The organism is Rhodococcus sp. NS-SX18 (assembly GCF_057367935.1).
The window spans coordinates 5,423,673-5,444,606 of sequence record NZ_CM170633.1 but is presented as its reverse complement, the minus strand read 5'-3'; the positions used below and the strand labels follow the sequence as shown (position 1 = coordinate 5,444,606).

At 71.0% G+C, this 20,934-nt stretch carries 18 protein-coding genes; 10 read left to right on the top strand and 8 right to left on the bottom strand.

Annotated elements, in window-relative coordinates; all coding sequences use genetic code 11:
* Positions 1-73 precede the first annotated feature (73 nt).
* Entirely contained in the window at positions 74-1,591 is a 1,518-nt protein-coding gene (locus tag AC2IPW_RS25035; protein WP_486375956.1) for a glycoside hydrolase family 183 protein, read from the bottom strand.
* 73 nt (positions 1,592-1,664) lie between these two features.
* Entirely contained in the window at positions 1,665-2,942 is a 1,278-nt protein-coding gene (locus AC2IPW_RS25030; RefSeq protein WP_486375955.1) for an MFS transporter, read from the bottom strand.
* A 121-nt stretch (positions 2,943-3,063) separates the two neighbouring features.
* Here AC2IPW_RS25030 and AC2IPW_RS25025 point away from each other — a divergent pair, with 121 nt between their 5' ends.
* Positions 3,064-3,933: a class II glutamine amidotransferase gene (locus AC2IPW_RS25025; protein WP_003936677.1), complete on the top strand. Its 870-nt coding sequence runs from the start codon at positions 3,064-3,066 to the stop codon at positions 3,931-3,933.
* A 3-nt stretch (positions 3,934-3,936) separates the two neighbouring features.
* Here the strand turns inward: AC2IPW_RS25025 and AC2IPW_RS25020 are convergent, their stop codons facing one another.
* Complete coding sequence (locus AC2IPW_RS25020) at positions 3,937-4,863, bottom strand: NAD-dependent epimerase/dehydratase family protein (protein WP_486375954.1); 927 nt, start codon at positions 4,861-4,863, stop codon at positions 3,937-3,939.
* Positions 4,864-4,992: 129 nt separating this feature from the next.
* Between AC2IPW_RS25020 and AC2IPW_RS25015 the strand changes: the two genes are divergently transcribed.
* Complete coding sequence (locus AC2IPW_RS25015) at positions 4,993-5,688, top strand: TetR/AcrR family transcriptional regulator (protein ID WP_003936679.1); 696 nt, start codon at positions 4,993-4,995, stop codon at positions 5,686-5,688.
* 54 nt (positions 5,689-5,742) lie between these two features.
* Positions 5,743-6,351 (top strand): YqgE/AlgH family protein, encoded by a 609-nt coding sequence (locus tag AC2IPW_RS25010; protein WP_054370794.1) that lies wholly within the window; start codon positions 5,743-5,745, stop codon positions 6,349-6,351.
* 72 nt (positions 6,352-6,423) lie between these two features.
* On the opposite strand, the gene gad is transcribed toward AC2IPW_RS25010, so the two are convergent.
* Together gad and AC2IPW_RS25000 are read right to left on the bottom strand one after the other, a co-directional pair.
* Entirely contained in the window at positions 6,424-7,812 is a 1,389-nt protein-coding gene (gene gad, locus AC2IPW_RS25005) for a glutamate decarboxylase (RefSeq protein WP_486375953.1), read from the bottom strand.
* Between the two features lie 112 nt (positions 7,813-7,924).
* The gene (locus AC2IPW_RS25000; RefSeq protein WP_486375952.1) at positions 7,925-8,878 is read right to left on the bottom strand and encodes a DUF1648 domain-containing protein; all 954 of its coding nucleotides are present in this window, start codon (positions 8,876-8,878) and stop codon (positions 7,925-7,927) included.
* A 116-nt stretch (positions 8,879-8,994) separates the two neighbouring features.
* On the opposite strand from AC2IPW_RS25000, the gene AC2IPW_RS24995 reads away from it, so the two are divergent.
* Positions 8,995-9,648 (top strand): hemerythrin domain-containing protein, encoded by a 654-nt coding sequence (locus AC2IPW_RS24995; RefSeq protein ID WP_119700236.1) that lies wholly within the window; start codon positions 8,995-8,997, stop codon positions 9,646-9,648.
* 23 nt (positions 9,649-9,671) lie between these two features.
* Here the strand turns inward: AC2IPW_RS24995 and AC2IPW_RS24990 are convergent, their stop codons facing one another.
* Together AC2IPW_RS24990 and AC2IPW_RS24985 are read right to left on the bottom strand one after the other, a co-directional pair.
* Positions 9,672-10,805: a response regulator transcription factor gene (locus AC2IPW_RS24990; RefSeq protein WP_119700235.1), complete on the bottom strand. Its 1,134-nt coding sequence runs from the start codon at positions 10,803-10,805 to the stop codon at positions 9,672-9,674.
* A gap of 135 nt (positions 10,806-10,940) precedes the next feature.
* Entirely contained in the window at positions 10,941-11,345 is a 405-nt protein-coding gene (locus AC2IPW_RS24985; RefSeq protein ID WP_486375951.1) for an SdpI family protein, read from the bottom strand.
* 104 nt (positions 11,346-11,449) lie between these two features.
* Between AC2IPW_RS24985 and leuS the strand changes: the two genes are divergently transcribed.
* Positions 11,450-14,311 carry a leucine--tRNA ligase gene (gene leuS / locus AC2IPW_RS24980; protein WP_486375950.1) on the top strand — a complete coding sequence of 954 codons (2,862 nt, stop codon included), beginning with the start codon at positions 11,450-11,452 and terminating at the stop codon, positions 14,309-14,311.
* Positions 14,312-14,430: 119 nt separating this feature from the next.
* On the opposite strand, the gene AC2IPW_RS24975 is transcribed toward leuS, so the two are convergent.
* Entirely contained in the window at positions 14,431-15,246 is an 816-nt protein-coding gene (locus tag AC2IPW_RS24975) for an alpha/beta hydrolase (protein ID WP_003936687.1), read from the bottom strand.
* Positions 15,247-15,522: 276 nt separating this feature from the next.
* Between AC2IPW_RS24975 and AC2IPW_RS24970 the strand changes: the two genes are divergently transcribed.
* From AC2IPW_RS24970 to AC2IPW_RS24950, 5 genes are all read left to right on the top strand, one after another.
* On the top strand, positions 15,523-16,893 hold the full coding sequence (locus tag AC2IPW_RS24970; protein ID WP_486375949.1) for a hemolysin family protein: 1,371 nt from the start codon (positions 15,523-15,525) through the stop codon (positions 16,891-16,893).
* Entirely contained in the window at positions 16,886-17,899 is a 1,014-nt protein-coding gene (locus tag AC2IPW_RS24965) for a hemolysin family protein (protein WP_486375948.1), read from the top strand. The genes AC2IPW_RS24970 and AC2IPW_RS24965 overlap by 8 nt, the downstream gene beginning before the upstream one ends.
* 148 nt (positions 17,900-18,047) lie before the next feature.
* Positions 18,048-18,431: a nuclear transport factor 2 family protein gene (locus tag AC2IPW_RS24960; protein ID WP_416062290.1), complete on the top strand. Its 384-nt coding sequence runs from the start codon at positions 18,048-18,050 to the stop codon at positions 18,429-18,431.
* A 134-nt stretch (positions 18,432-18,565) separates the two neighbouring features.
* The gene (locus AC2IPW_RS24955) at positions 18,566-19,846 is read left to right on the top strand and encodes a hemolysin family protein (protein ID WP_486375947.1); all 1,281 of its coding nucleotides are present in this window, start codon (positions 18,566-18,568) and stop codon (positions 19,844-19,846) included.
* 51 nt (positions 19,847-19,897) lie between these two features.
* The gene (locus AC2IPW_RS24950) at positions 19,898-20,923 is read left to right on the top strand and encodes a DUF6777 domain-containing protein (protein ID WP_486375946.1); all 1,026 of its coding nucleotides are present in this window, start codon (positions 19,898-19,900) and stop codon (positions 20,921-20,923) included.
* Positions 20,924-20,934: the final 11 nt, after the last annotated feature.

The following is a 20,934-nucleotide window of genomic DNA, read 5'->3' as shown; positions in this document are numbered from 1 at the left end:
GCGAACGGACCGTTCCGCCGGGTTGCGGAGGGGAACAGTACGTTCGCTCGGCGCCGCTGCGGCGCAGCCGGATTCAGCCCAGGCGGGCGCGCATCAGGTAGACGTTGTAACTGTCCCACTCCGACACGGTGAAGTACAGGTCCGTGCCGTCGGACCAGGGGTGCATGAAGCCGCCGTAGGCTTTCGGGTAGTCGGTCGTCCGTACCAGCGGTGTGGCATCGGACCAGTGGCCCTGAGGTGAATCCGATTCGCGCAGCACGATGTTGCCGGCGATCGGGTCCAGGTAGCTCATCTGCCAGCGGCCCCGCGCGGCGTCGAACCGCACCGACAGTTCGCTCGCCGCTCCGTCGGCGAGCGGGGTGGCGAGCTGCTCGAAGACCGGCATCCAGCGGTCGTGTACCCAGTACTGGTACGCGGAAGGGTTGAGCACGCCGTCGACCGGCACGCGGGCCAGGCCCACCGATCCGATGCGGCCGTTCGGAGTGCCGAACATGTAGACGTGGTCGCCGTGCGGCACCATCGTCGCCACCTGGAACCGGCCCAGTCCGAACACGTTGTCCCAGCGGGCATGTGGATCCTTCACCCATGTCTGCCCGTGGTCGTCGGAGTAGGCGATGCCGCCGTGGTTCGTGTACCACATGCCCGGCACGACGCTCCACCGTCGCACGGACATGTAACTCAGGTACTGGCGGTCGCCGATCGCGAAGCCGGAGGTGGGGATGACGGTGGTCTCGAAGTTCTTCACATGCCGCGCATCGAGGATCTCCGCGGCGTGGCACGGGCTGTCCTGCACCATCGCGTCGATGGTGAGGCCGTCCGACAGGTCCGCATCGCGGCTGAACGCCAGGACGTTGCTGCGCCAGTCGCCGCCGGCCCCGCCCGGCGGGGACCATTGCGCACCGAAGGTGTCGCCGAAGGCGAGGGCCACCTCGCCGGGGCGCGTCTCCCACACGATGCCGAGATCGGTGCCGTGCACGGCCCAGCGCGCGTCGGTGCGATTCTCCGAGCCGGGACCGGTGAGCTGGGAAACCAGTTCGACGTCGCCGACGACGGGCGCGGGCGGACGGGCGGTGACCGTGCCCGGCTCGAACGGCGGATTCTCCCGGGGCGGGGCCGGCGGGACGGGTGCCCCCGGCGGGCCGGGCACGGGGATCGGGATCGTCTCCGGCTGCGGATCGAGTTCGACGCGCGGCAGGAAACTCGAGGATCCGCTCGAGCCGGCGGACCCACTCGAGCCACTCGAGAGGGCATCGGGAGCGTCCGGCGCGAGACCCGGATCCGGGCACGGGTCGGCGCACGGATCGGCGGGTAACGGCTCCTGCGGCACGCGGGTGTCGTCGGGTTCCGGTCCGGGGACCGGGACCGGGACGATCTCGGGGTACGGCAGGGGAATCTTCACGACGGGCGGGATGTCGATCCGCGGCAGCTGCGGCGCGCCGGGGTCCGGCGGCTCCACGGCCGGGTCGAAGCCCTGTTCCCCGCACGAGTTGACCGGCGGGGCGGCCGATGCGTGGCCGGGCACCGCGAGCAGCGGCAGAGCCAACGAGACCAGGGCGAGCGCCGACAGCGGTGTGCGGTGCCTGCGTGCCATGGCGTTCTCCTCCGGGATGCTCGGGAAAATGCCCCGCGAACCTAACAAATCCGGCGCCCGAAACCGTGGAGACTCACATGCGCAGGCGGCGAACCGCCGTTGCCGCGACGAGCCCGCCGGCATACACCGCCACTCCGGCGAGCGCGAGCAGCGGGCTGCGGCCGTCCGGCGCGACGACCAGGGCGGCCGCGACGATCGCCGCGAGAAATGCCATGTTGAACACGGTGTCCTGCAGGGCGAACACCTGTCCGCGCCGGGCGTCGTCGATCTCGATCTGCATCGCGGCGTCCCCGGTGAGCTTGACGGTCTGACCGACGAGACCCAGCAGGAACGCGGCGGCGAGCAGTGCCGTCTCGTCGAACCCGGTGACCAGGACGAGCTGGACGATGCCCGCACACGCCAGTGCCGTGACGATGGTGCGGGGCCGGCCGAGGCGGGGGATGACGAGCGGGGCGGCGACCGCCGCGACGAGCATCCCGGTGGCGGTGGCTCCGACGGCGACACCGAACCCGACGAGCCCGCCCGGCAGCGTGGCACCGTCGGGGTCGCGCAGCACCAGCACCATGACGAGCGTGTCGATGCCGAAGACGATGCGGTGCGCGCCGATGCCGATCATCGCGACGGTGACGCCCGGCGCCTCCCACACCGCCGTGGCGCCGGTGTGCAGGCCGGCGGCGACGGCGCGGATCGGGTGACGCTGCACGGCCCGGTCGGGACCGAGCGCGTGACGGGCGAAGCCGCCGGCGGCGAGCGCGGCAACCACGGATCCGCTGACGCCGAGGGCCACAGCCACCCCGGAACCGAAGTCGCCCTCCCCCACGAGACCGATCGCGGTGACCGCGACGCCGGCCCCGACCGCGGAGATTCCCGAGCCCACCGTGGCGAGCACGGAATTGACCGGCACCAGCCATGATTGACGCACCACATGCGGGACGGACGCCGAGACCCCGGCGAGCACGAAGCGACTGACACCGACGGCGGCGAGGGCGAGCAGCAGCAGTGGGGTGGAACCGCCACCGGTGAGCAGCAGCGCCGACATCGCGAGGATGAGCACGCCGCGCAGGGCGTTGGCGACGACCAGCACCAGGCGACGGTCCCACCGGTCGAGCAGGGCGCCGGCGAACGGTCCGACCACCGAGTACGGCAGCAGCAGCACCGCGAATCCGGCCGCTATCGCGGCGGGATCGGTCTGGCGCTCGGGATTGAACAGGATCGCCCCACCGAGCGCAGCCTGGAACAGCCCGTCGCCGAACTGACTGGCGAAACGGACGGTCGTCAGGCGGGCCAGTCCGGGCGACCGGCGCAGCGCCGTCGCCGTGGAGCGCCACGCCTGCCGCCTCGACTCCCGCACAGTGTCCGACACTATCCGTCCGGCGCGGGTCGTCTCGCTGCGACGGTTCTGCCTCCCCCGCCACGTCCCCCGGCCTACCCTCGGCGCAACCGGCAACTTCCGGAAGAGGGGACCCACCGCCATGTGCCGACTGTTCGGGCTGACCGCCGCGCCGCACCGGGTACACGCCACGTTCTGGCTGCTCGACGCGTCCGATTCGCTGGCCCGCCAGAGCCGGCGCGAACCCGACGGCACCGGTCTCGGAACGTTCGCCGACGACGGCCGCCCGGTGGTGGAGAAGCAACCGCTGGCGGCGTACGAGGACCGCGCGTTCGCCACCGAGGCGAAGGAGCGGCGTTCCCAGACGTTCGTCGCGCACATCCGGTTCGCCTCGACCGGGGGTCTCGACGTGGGCAACACGCATCCGTTCGAGCAGCGCGGGCGGCTGTTCGCCCACAACGGTGTCCTCGGCGACCTGCCGCGGCTCGAGGCCGAACTCGGCCCGTACCGCGATCTCGTGGCGGGCGAGACGGACTCGGAGCGGTTCTTCGCGCTCGTCACCCGCCGCATCGACGAGCACGGCGGCGACGTCGGTGCCGGCCTGACGGCCGCGGTCCGGTGGGCCGCCGAAAATCTGCCCGTCTACGCATTGAACGTGGTCCTGACGACCGCGACGGAGCTGTGGGCGCTGCGGTATCCGGACACCCACGACCTGTTCGTCCTCGAGCGTCCCGCCGGTGGCCCGCACGGAGGCCGCCACCTCGAGCATGCCAGCGAGGCCGGCACGGTCCGCGTGCGTTCGGGCCACCTGGCGCGGCAACCGGCGGTCGTGGTCGCCAGCGAGCGCATGGACGAGGATCCGGGTTGGTCGGACCTGCGCAGCGGGGAGTTGCTGCACGTCGACGGCGAACTCCGGGTGACCCGCACCGTCGTCGTCGACGAGCCCCCGCGGCACCCGATCACCCTTGCGGACCTCGACGAGCGGGCGGCCGCGTCCCAGACCGGGAAGTGAGCTTCACTGCTCGCGCCACCACTGCACCGTCGCGGCCGCGGCCTCGGGCAGCGGCGTCGGGCGCAGGCCGAGGAGTTCCTCGCTGTACGTGGAGTCCATGACGAACGGATCGGTGAACTGGTAGAGCATCTCGGCCAGTTCGCGGGCGTCGCGGTTCACCAGTGCGGCGGCACGCAGCAGCCAGGTGGGGATCGTGCCCACCTTCGGAGCCGGCATCTGCGCCGCGGCGGCGAACGCGGCGACGAGTTCGCGCTGGGTGCCGGCCGGGCCGGTGGGGGCGTGCAGGACGCGGTTCCACGCCGCCGGATTCGACGCGGCCGCGATCATGGCGGCCGCCAGGTCCGGCACGTAGGTGAACGAGTGCGGGACGTCGGGTGAGCCGAGTACGCGGGGGCTGCGCCCGGCCAGGACGGTCGGCACCATCCGCTCGCCCGCGTGGGCGTTGCGGGCGTGGGGTCCGAAGAAGTCGGACGCGACCACGCTGACGGTCGGGGTGTCGCTCTCGGCACGGCGGTCCAGCAACCGGGCCCGTACCCCCCGCTTGCCGGTGGTGCTCGCGCGCGGCGACGCCTCGGTCATGACCCGCTCGGGTTCGCTGTACGAGTACAGGCTCTCGGGGAAGACCACGACTGCGCCCGTGCGCCCGGCCAACTCGAGAACGGTGTGCTCCGCGGCCGGCAGTTCGCGTTCCCAGGTGTCGGCGCGGTAGGCGGAGCCGTGGATGCAGTGGTACACGGCCCCGGCGCCCTCGAGGGCGGGACCGAGCCGGGCGGGATCGGAGACGTCGACCCGGCGGCGCTCGACGAGCGGATGCTCCGGACCACTGCCGGACCGGGTGAGGACGCGGACGCGGTGGCCCCGGCCGGCGAGTTGTTCGGCGACGGTCCAGCCGACGGGACCGGCGCCGGTGACGACCTGCAGATTCGACATGGTGTGCAGCTCCTTCGAAGTGTGAGCACTGCTCTCTGTTCGGGACAACAATGCGCGCCGCGGCGGGGAAAGTCAAGAGCAGTGCTCACTTTTGTTGACAGTGCTCACGGATCTGGCAGGGTGAAAGCCATGACCGGAACCCCCCGCGCCCGCGCCCGCCGGCAGACGATGGCCGACATCCTGCGGATCGGCCGCGAACATCTCGCCACCCACGGCGCCGCCGCCCTGTCGTTGCGCGCCGTCGCCCGCGACCTCGGCGTCGTCTCCTCGGCGGTGTACCGCTACGTCGCGAGCCGCGACGAACTGCTCACCCTCCTCGTCGTCGACGGCTACACCGAACTCGCCGACACCGTCGACGACGCGCTCGCCGACGTCGCCGTCGACGCCCACGCCGAGCAGTTCCGCGTCCTCGGCCGCGCGGTGCGGACCTGGGCGCTACGCGAACCCGCGCGCTACGCCCTGTTGTTCGGCAGTCCGGTTCCCGGGTACCACGCTCCCGCAGAGCAGACCACGGGCCCGGGCACCCGCGTCGTCGTCCGGCTCCTCCGTATCCTCGACGCCGCGTACGCCGCCGGCGCCCTCCGCGTCCCGGCCACCGTCGCCGTGCCGGACAGCCTCACCACCGATCTCGGCCGGATCCGCGCCGCACTCGGTTCCGGTGTCCCCGACGCGGCCCTGGCCCGCGGTGTGCTGGTCTGGGCTGCCCTGTTCGGGGCCGTGAACTTCGAGGTCTTCGGCCAGTACGGCACCGACTCCTTCACCGACCCCGAGCAGTTGTTCGACCATCACCTCGCGGTACTCGCCGAGACCGCCGGTCTCTCCTGAACGTCTCCCCGCCTTGCCGCCACGCCGCGTCGGCGACGGTGGGATGATGTCGGGGTGGCGCAGCATCAGGACGAACCCGAGGACCGCACGGCACCGGCGACACCGGCCGTCCGACCCGGAACGCTGCTCGTGTCGGCCACCGACCTCGTCGAGCCGACCTTCCGGCGCACCGTCGTCTACATCGTCGAGCACGGGGACGTGGGCAGTCTCGGCGTGGTGCTCAACCGCACCAGCGACACCGCGGTCCAAGCCGTGTTGCCGCAGTGGACGGAGCTCAGCGCCGCGCCCAAGGCGCTCTACGTCGGCGGTCCCGTCCGGCGGGACTCTGCTCTGTGCCTGGGTACGCTGCGCGTCGGCGTCTCGGTCGACGGGGTGCCGGGGGTGCGCCGGATCGACGGGCGGGTGGTCATGATCGACCTCGACTCCGATCCAGCCGTCATCGCCCCGCTCGTCGAAGGCATCCGCATCTTCGCCGGCTACGCCGGATGGAGCGCCGGGCAGCTCGACGGCGAGCTCGGCAACGACGACTGGATGGTCATCTCCGCCCTCCCCCAGGACATCCTCGGGCCGCCCCGGGTCGACCTGTGGGCACGGGTGCTGCGCCGGCAGCCGCTGCCGCTCGCGCTGCTGGCCACCCACCCCATCGAGGTCGAACGGAACTGAACGCTCCAGGGCTCGGTGTGCGAAGTGAGGGCCCGGTGCGCGAAGTGAGAGTTCAGTGCGCGAAGTGAGAGTTCAGTGCGCGAAGTGCTGCTCGCTGGAGTGCCGGAGCGGACCCTCCTTGCGCAATTCGGTACACACCCGTTCGATGTCGGCGAACAGCTGTCGCGCGAGGTCGGCACTGAACCCCTCCCGGACCACGATCCGCAGGACCGCAACCTCCTCGGCGTCGGCCGGCATGGTGTACGCGGGCACCTGCCAGCCGCCCGCCCGCAGCTCGTGCGAGATGTCGAACACGGTGAACCCCGGATCGCCGGTCAGCTCGAATGCGATCACCGGGATGGCGGTACCGTCGGAGATCACGCGCATCCCCTCCAGCCCGGCGAGCTGCTCGGCCAGGCGGCTGGCGGTGGAGCGCAGCGTCTCCATCACCCGGCGATACCCGTCGCGGCCGAGCCGCAGGAAGTTGTAGTACTGGCCGACGATCTGGTTTCCCGGCCGCGAGAAGTTCAGGGTGAAGGTGGGCATGTCGCCGCCGAGATAGTTGACCCGGAAGACCAGGTCCTCGGGCAGGTGTTCCTTGTCGCGCCACACCACGAATCCGATGCCCGGATAGGTCAGTCCGTACTTGTGGCCGCTGACGTTGATCGACACCACGCGCGGCACCCGGAAGTCCCACTTCAGTTTCGGCTGCAGGAACGGCACGACGAAGCCCCCACTGGCCGCATCCACGTGCAGCGGCACGTCGGGACCTCCCGAGGCGGCCACGTCGTCGAGCGTGGCGGCGATCTCGGCGACCGGCTCCAGCTCACCGGTGTACGTCGTGCCGAGGATCGCGACCACCCCGATCGTGTTCTCGTCCACCGCCTCTCGCACCTGCTCCGGGGTGACGACGTACCGTCCGGGTTCCATCGGCAGATACTTCGCCTCCACGTCGAAGTAGCGGCAGAACTTCTCCCACACCACCTGAACGTTGCTGCCCAGCACCAGGTTCGGGCGTGCTGTGTCCTGTCCCGCGGCCTGCCGCCGGGCCCGCCAGCGCCATTTGAGCGCCAGCCCGGCGAGCATCACCGCCTCGCTCGAGCCGATCGTGGACACGCCCGTCGCCGTACCCGGGTCGACGTCGGACAGGCCCGGCGCGTGGAACAGCTCGGCGACCATCGCCACGCAGCGCTCCTCCATCGCCGACGTCGCCGGATACTCGTCCTTGTCGATGAGGTTCTTGTCGAACGTCTCGGCCATGAGCACGCCGGCCTGCGGCTCCATCCACGTGGTGACGAATGTGGCGAGGTTCAGCCGCGAACTGCCGTCGAGCATCAGTTCGTCGTGGATGTACCGGTACGCCTCCGCCGGGTCCATCGAGTGCGCCGGCAACCGTAGCGCCGGAACCGGCTCGCTGTCGAGGCGCCCGGTGTACGCCGGTGCGAGGACTCCGTCCGGGTGCAACCGCTTCCGATGGCTCACGTCGGCCTCCGTACTCGTCGGCTATCGCTGTACTCGTCGGCAATCGCTCCCATTAGACCGGATCGGCCGCGGACTTGCGGCGTGTTCGGGAAGCGGCATCCGCTGCGGTCGGTCAGCGACGGTCGGCGAGCGCGTTCAGCGCGCCGGCCATGCGTTCCGCCTGCGCCGCGGTGACGGTGAACTCCTGCCCGCCGGCGACGATGAGCACCAGCGCGGGACCCGTGATCGTGACGAGGCCGTACCGGCCCCGCCCCTTGGTGCGCAGTCCCCACCCACCCCAGTCCTGGAAGGGACGCACGTGCGCGACCCTCGCGCCGACGATCTCGTCGAGGTCGTAGTCCACCGCCGTCATTCCCAGGTTCTGCACCCGCACGCCCGCGCCGTCGACGACGACGCGGAAGCGCAGCAGGCTCAGCACGAGCGCGGCGACCGGCAGGAAGATCGCCAGCGGCCACCAGCTGCGCGCCGCACCGCACACGACGACGGCAGGTGCCACCACCAGCGCCGCGAGCGCCACAGTGGTGCGCGTCCCGGTACCGACCTGCTCGACGATCGGCAGCTCGACCGGCCCCCGCGGCAGCGCCGGATCCGGGCGGCCGGTTGCCGGCCGCCGGACCCGGTGATCCCGCAACCGGGACGCGCCGAGCACCCCGACGGCGACGCCGAGCGCGACGCCCGCGCCGATACTCCACATCGGCAGCCGTGCCTGTTCGGCCGGGGTGTCCAGTTGGCTCGCGAGCACCGTCGCACCCAGGGTGGACAGCAGGCCGGTCACGCAGAGACCGAGCACCAGCATGTAGCGGCGCATCAGCAGCATCGCGGGGGCCAGCGCCGCGATCGCGCTGCAGCCGCCGCCGACCAGCAGGATCACCAGCGCCATCGTCCACGAGAACGAGACCGGGTCCGAGAATCCGTCCGGTGCGGACCCGGACCAGTGCGTCGCGATCCGCGGGGGCAGCCGCGATTCCCACACCCGGGTCAGCAGCAGTGTCGCCGCGGCGGCGACGAGGGGCAGGCCCAGTCCGAACAGGGCCCCGGCGGGGTCGATCACGCGGCGGGTGGTCACGGCCCCAGCGTAGGAAACGGCGTCGTCGACCACCCCCACGAACGGGGGATTGAGGGCCTGTGCCCGGGGCTGCAGGCTCGTAGAGAGAACTCGAGCACGACAGGATCGAGGCCGACATGACCACCACCAAGTCCACTGCCCTGACCGACGACGACATGGACGTGATGACATTGCTGCACGCGGCGTTCCGGCGCGACGTCGGACGCCTGGCGAACGTGGCACAGACCTACGGCACCGAGACCGACGAGGTCCACGATGCGCTGCTGGTCGGCTGGCACGGTTTCAGCCGGGAACTGCACCACCATCACCGGATCGAGGACACGCACATCTGGCCGCTGATGCGCCGCAAACTCGCCGACCGGCCGGACGATCTCGCGGTGCTCGACGACATGGAGGCCGAGCACTCTCTTATCGATCCGACGCTCGCCGCGCTCGAGGCGGCGTTCGACGATCGGGAGCACGGGCCGGAGCAGGTGCCTCATCGCATCGACGACCTCGTCGGACTGCTGCGGTCGCACCTCGCGCACGAGGAGCGCGACGCGTTCCCGCTCATCCGGGAGGTGATCACCGTCCCGGAATGGCGCGCGCTCTCCAAGGCCTCGGTGAAGGAACTTGCCTACAGCGACATCGCGCAGCTGGGGCCGTACGTCGTCGAGGGCGCCACCCCCGAGCAGGCGCGCCGGGTGCTGAGCGAATTGCCCGTGCCGCTGCGGCTCGTCCACCGCTTCTGGTGGAACCCGCGCTACCAGCGCGTACGCCGCTGGGGGTGACGGCCGCCCCCGAGGCGCCGGCTTCAGTTCACCGGGTCCGGCTGCTGCGGCTGCTCGAAGAAGCCGTCGGCGCCGACGGGGGTGCCCAGACGGGGCACGTACTCGGTTTGTGCGAGCTTGGCGACCAGGGTCGCGCGGCTGTTGACGCCGGTCTTGGCGAACACCGCCTTCAGATGGTCCTGCACGGTGTACGGGCTGATGCCCAGCGAGCGGGCGATCTCGTGACGGGTCTTGCCGGCGAGAAGCAAGGCGAGAACCTCGGACTCACGCCGCGTCAGTCCGTGTGCCGCCGCCACCAGGGTGACGATCTCGGGTAGCTGCGCCCGTTCCACGGTCATCAGCACCCGCCGGGGCGGATGCTCGCTGTCGAATCGTCCGACGCGGATCACGAGCCATTCCCCGTCGAGGGTACGGGCCCGCAGGACGGTGGCATCCGCCCCCGAGCGCCGCAGCCACAATGCTGCAGACACCGCGGGCGCACCGGTCTCGGGATTGCCGCGCGGGCCCCAGCCGAGTCGTTCGAAGTACTCGAGGGCGGAAGCGGTGACCGACTCGAACTCGTCGTCGGGTCCGACGATCGCCACCGCCGGGCCGTCCGGGCCCGGGGCCGGGACATGCGCGCTGCTACGGAACAACGTGGTGCGCAACCCTTCCCCGATGTCGACGAGGACAGCGCCCAGAGTGTCGAGTTCCTCGTCGGCGAACTCAGAACCCGGCCGCCTGGCCATCGTGCACGCGCCCCAGCACGCGCCGTCGCGACCGCGGAAGAGCATGCGGACTTCGTCGTGCAGGCCGCTCGGCGCGAGCAGGTCGGCGTAGTGGCGGCTGCTCGTCACATGGTCGCCCGTCACCTCCCGGAGGGTGCGGATGGGGACCGCCCGCCCCACCAGCGAGCCGAAGCGGCTCGGCTCCGGATCGGGACCGTACTCGAGTTCCAGGGCCGTCGCGTACACCCGCGGTGTCTCGTAACCGCGAGTCGTCAGCGCGGTGGGGATCAGCACGGCGGGATCGATGGTGGCCAGGCAGACACCGTCGTAGGGCACCCGGGCGCGGATCGCGTCCAGGACGACCTCCCGGAACTCGGTCGAGTCCGTCGCCGCGGCGGCCGCATCGCGGATCGTGGACCTCAATCGGGCGCCGGCCAGTGCCGGGGTCACCCTGTCAGTATCGCGCCCGAACGCGCGCTCGGGAACCCTCCCGCAGATCCTTGCGCTCGGGCGGTGTCGCTGCGCCTGCCGCTGCGCTCGGGCGGTGTCGCTGCGCCTGCCGCTGCGCTCAGGCGGTGGCCTTGCTCAGGCGGTCGGCTCGCAGGCGCCGCGCAGGCTGCACGCCCCGCACGACGTGCCGCAGCCGGCGGTCTCGGCCGGCACGCTGGCGGCCGCGACGCGGGCACCGATGGAACCGCCGACACCGGCGGTGAAGAAGGCGGCGATACCGGCGCCCACGACGGCGATCAGGCCCGGGACAGTGTCGAGCGTGAGCGCGCCCACGCCGCCGAGGACGAGCAGGCCCGCCGCACCGAGCTGGCTGGGAGCGGCGACCTTGTTGGCCAGGGCGAACGTCTTCTCGTCGCGCAGGGCCTCCGCAGTACGCACACCCGCCCAGCGGTTGCGCGGCAGCCGTCCGGTCAGACCCGCGGCGGCGACCCCGGCGACGACGAGAGAGAGCACGAACAGTACGAGGGCGACGATCAACACCCCTCGAGGATACGTGGGAGACGCAGCCGCTGGTCGGGCCGGGGCAGGCCACGCTCTACCCTGGTCGGAGGTAACCGACGTCAGCCAAGTAGATAGCGACCACCGTGACTCGTCCTGTGCAGCCCTCCACCTCGTCGTCCGACGCCACCCCGCAGCACCGATACACCGCCGATCTCGCCGGTCGGATCGAGCAGCGGTGGCAGGATCAGTGGCGCGAGCGTGGCACGTTCAACGCGCCGAACCCGGTCGGCCCGCTCGCCGGCGACGTCCCCGACGACAAGCTGTTCGTGCAGGACATGTTCCCCTACCCCTCGGGGTCCGGCCTGCACGTCGGGCATCCGCTCGGTTACATCGCCACCGACGTCTACGCCCGGTATCACCGCATGCTGGGCCACAACGTCCTGCACACGCTCGGCTACGACGCGTTCGGACTGCCGGCCGAGCAGTACGCGGTGCAGACCGGCACGCACCCGCGCACCACGACCGAGGCCAACATCGAGAACATGCAGCGGCAGCTGCGCCGGCTGGGGCTGGGCCACGACGAGCGCCGCTCGGTCGCGACGACGGACGTCGAGTTCTACCACTGGACCCAGTGGATCTTCCTGACCATCTACAACGCCTGGTACGACCCGGAGCAGAACCGGGCGCGCCGCATCGACGAGCTCGCCGCCGAGCTCGACGCCGGCACCCGCACGCTCGCGGACGGACGCGACTGGGCGTCGCTGTCGAAGGCCGAGCGGCTCGCCGCCCTCGACGAGTACCGGCTGGTGTACCGCTCGGACTCCCTCGTCAACTGGTGCCCGGGTCTGGGCACGGTGCTGGCCAACGAGGAGGTCACCGCCGACGGCCGCTCCGAGCGCGGCAACTTCCCGGTGTTCCGCAAGCACCTGCAGCAGTGGATGATGCGGATCACCGCCTACTCCGACCGGCTCATCGACGACCTCGAGTACCTGGACTGGCCCGAGAAGGTCAAGACCATGCAGCGCAACTGGATCGGGCGCTCGCACGGGGCGCAGGTGAAGTTCGCGGTGCGGGGCGCGGGCGATGCAAAGACCGGCCACGACATCGAGGTGTTCACCACCCGCCCCGACACTCTGTTCGGCGCCACCTACGTCACGCTGGCGCCCGAGCACGCGCTCGTCGACGAGATCGTCGCGGGCGCGTGGCCGGAGGGGGTCGACGAGCGCTGGACCGGTGGCGCTGCCACCCCGGCCGAGGCCGTCGCCGGCTACCGGGCGTCGATCGCCGCGAAGTCCGATCTCGAGCGGCAGGAGAGCAAGGAGAAGACCGGCGTCTTCCTCGGCGCCTACGCCGTCAACCCGGTGAACGGGCAGGCGCTGCCGGTGTTCATCGCGGACTACGTGCTCACCGGGTACGGCACGGGCGCGATCATGGCCGTGCCCGGTCACGATCAGCGCGACTGGGAGTTCGCCACCGAGTTCGGTCTGCCGATCGTGGAAGTGATTGCGGGCGGCGATATCTCGCAAGAGGCGTACACCGGCGACGGAACCCTCGTGAACTCCGGTGAGCTGAACGGGCTGAGCGTCGCGGACGCGAAGAAGGCGATCATCGCGACGCTCGAGGAGTCCGGCGCGGGCACCGGCACCATCCAGTACAAGCTGCGGGACTGGCTGTTCGCGCGACAGCGGTATTGGGGCGAGCCGTTCCCCATCGTCTACGACGCCGACGGCAACCCGCACGCCCTGCCGGAATCGGCTCTGCCGGTGGAACTTCCGGACGTCGAGGACTACGCGCCGGTGTCGTTCGATCCCGAGGACGCGAGCTCGGAGCCGTCGCCGCCGCTGGCCAAGGCCGAGGAGTGGGTGAACGTCGAGCTCGACCTCGGTGACGGGCTGCAGCACTACACGCGCGACACCAACGTGATGCCGCAGTGGGCCGGCAGCTCGTGGTACCAGCTCCGCTACATCGACCCGACGAACAGCGACGAGTTCTGCGCCAAGGAGAACGAGGCGTACTGGACCGGTCCGCGTCCGCAGATCCACGGTCCGCACGACCCCGGCGGCGTCGACCTGTACGTCGGCGGTGTCGAGCACGCCGTGCTGCACCTGCTCTACGCGCGGTTCTGGCACAAGGTGCTGTTCGACCTCGGCTATGTCACCTCGTCCGAGCCGTACCGGCGTCTGTTCAACCAGGGCTACATCCAGGCGTACGCCTACACCGATTCGCGTGGCGTGTACGTGCCCGCCGAGGAGGTCGAGGAGCGCGACGGGAAGTTCCTCTACCAGGGCGAGGAAGTGCACCGCGAGTACGGCAAGATGGGCAAGTCCCTGAAGAACTCCGTCGGGCCGGACCAGATCTGCGACGACTACGGCGCCGACACGCTGCGGGTGTACGAGATGTCGATGGGCCCGCTGGACCAGTCCCGGCCGTGGGCGACCAAGGACGTCGTCGGCGCGCAGCGGTTCCTGCAGCGGGTGTGGCGAGCCGCGATCGACGAGGAGACCGGCACGCTGCGGGTCACCGACGCCGAGCCGACCGACGAGACCCTGCGCGCCCTCAACAAGGCGATCGCGGGGGTGTCCGACGACTACGCGGGCCTGCGCGACAACACTGCCATCGCCAAGCTGATCGAGTACACCAACCACCTCACCAAGGCGTACCCGGACGGTGCGCCGCGGACGGCGGTGGAACCGCTCGTGCTCATGCTGGCGCCCGTCGCCCCGCACCTCGCCGAGGAACTGTGGTCCCGGCTCGGGCACACCGAGTCGCTCGCGCACGGCCCCTTCCCCGTCGCGGACGAGAAGTGGCTCGTCGAGGACACGGTCGAGTACCCGATCCAGGTCAACGGCAAGGTGCGCAGCCGCATCACCGTGCCGGCGGACGCGGCTCGGGAGGCGATCGAGGCCGCCGCCCTCGCGGACGAGAAGATCACCGCTCTCCTCGAGGGTGCGGCGCCCCGGAAGGTGATCGTCGTGCCGGGCAAGATGGTGAACGTGGTGCGCTGACGCGCTGTGACACGGTGCGCTGACGCGCTGTGACACGGTGCGCTGACGCGCTGTGACACGGTGCGCTGACGCGCTGTGACACGGTGCGCTGACGCGCTGTGACACGGTGTCCTTCCGGATCACCTCCGATCCGGAAGGACACCACGCACGAAATCGACCACGTCGTCGAGCACCTCGTCGCGGTTGGTCTCGTTGAAGATCTCGTGCCGCGCACCGGGATACACCTTCGACGTCGACCGCGGTCCGGCAAACGTGGCCCAGCCCTCGCGACTGCCCGCGATCGGGACGAGCAGGTCGTCCTCGCCGTGCAGCCACAGCACGGGCACGTCGCCGACAGCACCGGCGGCGGTGATCGCGTCGAGACAGTACTGCAGCGCCTCGACGGTCGGCCGCTTGAACGGGCCGTGCCACACGAGCGGATCCTCCACGTATGCGCGGCCCACCTCCGGATCGCGTGACAGCGTCGACGGGTCGATGGGGGCGTCCGGGATCTCCTCCGCCGCGAGCATCGCTTCGAGCGCGGGCCAGCGGCCCAGCACCGGGCCGGACAGGACCACCGCGGCGAGTTCGGAGCCGTAGCGCTGCGCGTACCGGGCGGCGATCATCCCGCCCATCGAGTGCCCGACGAGCACCACGGGCAGGCCGGGATGCTCGCTGCGGGCTTTGGCGTGGAGCAGGCGGAAGTCGTCGACGACCCTCTCGAAATCCTCGATCAGGACGCGTTCGCCGTCGCTGAGCCCGTGCCCTGCATGGTCGACGGCGTAGACCACGGCACCGTCGGCGACCAGCCGGGTCGCCACGTACTCGTAGCGACCGGCGTGCTCGCCGTAGCCGTGGCACAGCAGCACGACGTACCGCGGGTGGTCGTGGTACCAGCACCGGGCGTCCAGGGTGCCGGCGTGCCCGGGCAGGGGGAAGGTGGTGGTCTCGCTCATCGAGGCTCCTCGTGGTGTGGCCGTGTGCCAGGACAGCCAAGCACTACCGGCGGCTCCGGCGCGGTATCCGCGCCGGGTGTCGGGCCTCGACGCCGGACGCTGTGACCGGGTCGGCCTCGCACGCGGGAACTCGTCCGCGGCCCGGTTCGTCGTATTCTGTGACAGGAATTCGTCGTCTATCGCAGAGAGAGCCATGAGACGCGCCAAGCGCAAACCTCGAAGACCCTCCCCGCCCCCGAGTGACGGCCCGCCCGTCACCGCCCATCGGAGCCGACCGTGCTGACCGCCCTCGGTATCGCACTCGGCATCCTCGTGGTCCTGGCCATCACGGCCCTGACCGGCTATTTCGTGGCCCAGGAATTCGCCTACATGGCCGTGGACCGGTCCCGGCTCAAGGCGCGTGCCGAAGCCGGTGACACTGCCGCTGCCCGCGCCCTGTCGGTCACCCGCCGCACCTCCTTCATGCTCTCCGGCGCTCAGCTGGGCATCACGGTCACCGGCCTGCTCGTCGGCTACGTCGCCGAACCGCTCATCGGCAGCGGCCTCGGCGAACTCCTCGGCGGTGTCGGGATCCCCACCGCAGTCGGAGTGGCGGTCGGCACGGTGCTGGCGGTGCTGTTCTCGACCGTGGTGCAGATGGTGTTCGGTGAGCTGTTCCCGAAGAACCTGGCCATCGCCCGGCCCGAGCCGGTCGCGCGGTGGCTGGCGCTGTCGACCACGCTGTATCTGAAACTGTTCGGCTGGCTGATCAAGTTGTTCGACGCCTCGTCGAACCTGCTGCTGCGCGCGCTGCGGATCGAACCGGTGCACGACGTGGAGCACTCGGCCACCGTCCGCGACCTCGAGCACATCGTGGCCGAATCCCGGGAGGCCGGCGAGCTGCCCAAGGAGTTGTCGACGCTGCTCGACCGGATCCTCGACTTCCCGACCCGCACCGCCGAGCACGCCATGATCCCGCGGGCGCGGGTGGACTACGTCCGGGCCGGGGAGCCGATCACGCAGGTGCTGACACGGATGAGCGCGGGGCACACCCGGTACCCGGTGGTCGGTGAGTCCGCCGACGATCTGCGCGGGGTCGTGCACCTGCACGATCTGCTCGCACGCGACACCTCGGCCGGGACGGCCGAGGCGGTGTGCCGGCCCGCGGTGATCGTGCCCACTACCCTGCCGCTGCCGGACGTGCTGGCCCGGCTCACCGAGGGGCACGAGGAGATGGCCCTGGTGGTCGACGAGTACGGCGGCTTTGCCGGCATCGTCACCGTCGAGGACATGGCCGAGGAACTCGTCGGGGAGATCGCCGACGAACACGACACCGCCGTCGAGACACAGGTGATCACCCGTCAGGGTGAGGGTTGGGTGATCCGCGGCGACGTGCACCTCGACGAGGTCGCCCGCACCCTCGGCCACGAGCTGCCGGAGGGCGACTTCGAGACCCTCGCCGGGCTGGTCATCGCCGAGTTCGGCGGCCTGCCCGCCGTCGGCGACACCGTCGCGATCCCGCTCGAACCCGATCCGGCCGAACTGGCGCACGGGAACTCGCCCCCGACGCGGACGCTGCTCGCGGAGGTCCGTGGGATCGACCGGCACGTGCCGGCGTCGGTGCTGGTGACCGTACGAACCGATCACGAGGTGAGCGACGATGAGTAACCCCTGGATCGTGCTCGCGGTGACGGTCGGCCTGATCGCGGCGAGTGCCTTCTTCGTCGCGGTGGAGTTCGCGCTCATCGCCGCGCGCCGGCACCGCCTCGAGGACGCCGCCCCGCACAGCCGCTCGGCCCGTGCGGCGCTGCGCAGCGCCTCGGAACTGTCGGTCCTGCTCGCCGGGTCCCAGCTCGGCATCACCGTGTGCACCCTGGCCCTCGGCGCGGTGACCAAGCCCGCCGTGCACCATTGGCTCACCCCGGCCTTCGAGAACTGGGGTGCGCCGCTGTGGCTGGCGGACGTCGCCGGGTTCGTCCTTGCGCTGATCATCGTGACGTTCCTGCACCTGGTGGTCGGCGAGATGGCCCCGAAGTCCTGGGCGATCGCGCACCCGGAGAAGTCGGCGACCCTGCTCGCGCTTCCGATGCGGGCGTTCATGTGGGTCACCCGCCCGGTCATCGTGCAGCTCAACCACCTGGCCAACTGGTGCCTGCGGCGGGTCGGTGTCGTCCCGGTCGACCAGGTCGGTACCGGACAGGACCCGGATGCGTTGCGGCACCTGGTCGAGCACTCGGCCACCGTGGGCACCCTCGACGAGCGCTACCACGGCCACCTGACCAGCGCCCTCGAACTCGAGGCGCTGACCGTCGGCGACATCGTCCGCCCCAACGCCCGCCCGAGCAGTGTCCGGCCCGACGCGGACGCCGCGCAGATCCAGGACACCGCCCGGCGCACCGGGCACCTGCGCCTGCTCGTGCGCGGCAACGGACATGTGGACGGGGTGGTGCACGTGCGGGACAGTCTGCACGCCGCGGCGGGGATCACCGCCGCCGAGTTGATGCGCCCGGCGCTGACGCTCGAGGCGACGGTGCCGGTGTACGAGGCGCTGCGCACCATGCGCGAGACCCGCAACCACCTGGCCACCGTCACCGACGACGGACAGGTGGTCGGGTTGATCACCCTCGCCGACGTCCTCGAACGGCTGCTGCCGACCGCCGACGCGGACGCCTGAGCCGTTCCGGGCCCCTGAGTCGTTCCGGGCCCCTGAGCCGTTCGGGCCCACAGCCGCGAGGCAGCGGCGCACGCCGGGGCATTCCCAGTCCCGGCGTGCGCTGCTAACCTCCGTTGCTAGAACGCGTTCTAGCAACGGAGGTTTCCGCATGGCCCCCACTCCCGCCGCGATCCGCGCCACCGTCGAGTCCTACATCAGGTCGGTGGCCAAGGGGACCACCGACGAGGTGCTCGCCCTCTACGCTCCCGGAGCCACGGTCGAGGACCCGGTGGGCACCGACGTGCGCACCACCGAGGCGGCCCTGCGCGAGTTCTACGCGATGATCGAGCCGCTCAACCAGACCGGCGAGCTGCTCACCCTGAAGATCGCCGGCGGCAACGCCGCCTTTCTCTTCCGGCTGACCACGCATCTCGGCGAGCAGGACCTCGTCATGGAGGTCGTCGACGTCATGACGTTCGACGACGACGCCCGGATCACCAGCATGAAGGCCTACTGGAGCCAGGAGGACATGCAGACCGTCCCCGCCTCCTGAGCTGTTTCACGTGGAACATCCGCCCCGAGGTGCGGCCGGTGTCCGAACAGTCGGGGCTCTCCTAGACTGGAAGTCGTATCCCGCGTCTTCCCGCTGAGGTGACACGACATGGCCGACGGTCCCGGGTGGCCGCCATGACCGCGTTCGCCGACATCCTCCTGGTCCTGGTGTTCGTCCTGATCGGCGGCGTCTTCGCCGGCACCGAGCTGGCCCTGGTGTCTCTGCGGGAGAGCCAGATCCGTGCGCTCGAGGAGCGGGGCCGGCGGGGTCGCCGGACGGCCGAGCTGGCGAAGAACCCCAACCGCTTCCTGTCCGCGGTGCAGATCGGCGTCACCGTGGCCGGATTCTTCTCCGCCGCCTACGGTGCCTCCACCATCGCCCCCGATCTCGTCCCCTCGCTCGAATCGTGGGGGCTGCCCGCCGCAGCGGCGAGCGCCGTCGCCTTGACCGGCACCACGCTGGTGATCGCCTACCTCTCCCTGGTCCTCGGTGAACTTGTCCCCAAGCGCATCGCCCTGCAACGGTCCACCGGGGTGTCGTTGCTGACCGCACCGGCCCTGGACCGGTTCGCCACCCTGATGCGACCGGTGATCTGGCTGTTGTCGGTCTCCACGGACGGGCTCGTCCGGCTGCTCGGAGCCGATCCGGCGCGCCGGACCGAGGAGATCACCCACGAGGAGTTGCGCGATCTGTTGCTCAGCCATTCGGCGGTGCCGGAGGACGAGCGCACGGTGCTCGCCGAGGTGTTCGACGCCGGACAGCGATCGCTGCTCGAGGTGATGCGCCCGCGCACCGAGGTCGACTTCCTGCCCGCCGACACCCCGCTCCCGGCGGCGTGCGAACAGGCACTGGCAGGCGCGCACAGCCGGTATCCGGTCGTCGGCACGTCGCTCGACGACGTCGTGGGCTTCGTGCACCTGCGTGACCTGCTGCTCGCCGATCCGGCGACCGCCCCGACCGTCGCCGACGTGTGCCGGCCCATCCTCTCGCTGCCCGCCTCCAAACCGGCGCTCGCGACACTGTCGCTGATGCGACACACCAACGACCAGATCGTCCAAGTCGTCGACGAGTACGGCGGCACCGCCGGAATCGCGACACTCGAAGACATCGTCGAGGAGATCGTCGGCGAGATCGGCGACGAATTCGAACCCCCCCAGCAGGCTGCGCCCCCGTCCGCGCCGGCGCAGGCCGGCACGCAGCAGGTGGACGGTCTGCTGATCGTCGAGGACTTCGAACGCGCCACCGGGATCGGGCTGCCGAAGGGCCCCTACGAGACCGTCGCGGGGTGCGTGGTCCACCGTCTCCAGCGGCTGCCACGACTCGGCGACAGCATCACCCTCGACGGTCACCGTCTCACCGTGAGCGAACTGGACGGCCACCGGATCGCCCGCGTGCGCCTGACGTCCGACGGCTGAAGCCGACCGAAAGCACCCGAGGCGCGGAGGGGTTCCGCCTACCATGGGCGGGTGGCCGCCGGCACCGCTGCGCGCGGATTCGGGATGGTACTCGCGCTGACTGCGCTCGCCGTGGGGGGATGCTCCACGGACGGTCCGTCGCGGACCGAGCTGGTTCGCCTGGACCTGGCGACCTCGCGGGGCGAGCATCCGTGGAGCGGTCTGCTCCTGCCGGATCAGGTGCCGGTCGCCGTTCCACCGGCACCGCAGGCCGAGCTTCCCGTGCCCGACGGTGGCCCGGTGACGGTGTCCGGGGACCGGACCGGGCTCTACGGCGGCAGCCTCGAACGTGAGCTGTGCGACCGGGAGCGGCTCGTCGGCACGCTCGAGCAGGACCCGGTCAAGCGGGAGGCCTGGCTCGACGTGTTCGACATCGCCGACGCCCGCGGATACCTCCGCACCCTGACACCGGTGCTGCTGCGGGCGGACACCCGGGTCACCGATCACGAGTACCGCGAGGGACGTGCGGTGCCCGTGCAGTCGGTCCTCGAGACCGGAACCGTCGTGCTGGTCGACGACCGGGGAGTGCCCCGCGTGCGATGTGCGCCGGGCAGTCCCCTGCTCTCCCCCGTTCTGTCCTCGGGTCAGGAGATCGAAGGGGAACGCTGGTCCGGCCTCGACGAGGAGCGGTTGTTCGTCGTGCAGCCGGGAGCCGCGCCGGTCGGCGAACTGACCGTCGTCGACGTCACCACCGGGAATCTGCTGGCGGTGCCCATCGGTGCCGGTCCCAAGCAGCCGGCGCCCGGGGCTGCCGACCCGCTACCGCCGCCCGCACCGGAACCGGCACCCGTACCGCCGGCGCCGGACGAGGAGATCGCAGCGCCCGCGCCGCGGGCACCGGCGCCGCCACCGGAACCACCGCCGCCGCCGCCTCCACCGCCGCCACCCCCACCACCACCTTCCCCACCGCCTGCGCCGGAGCCACCTCCTCCGGCACCGGCCCCTGCCCCGGTACCGGCCCCTGCCCCACCGCCGCCACCCCAGATCCGCATCCAGTTGCCGAACGGGGCGCCGGTCGTGATTCCACTGCCGTTCTGACGCCGACGCTG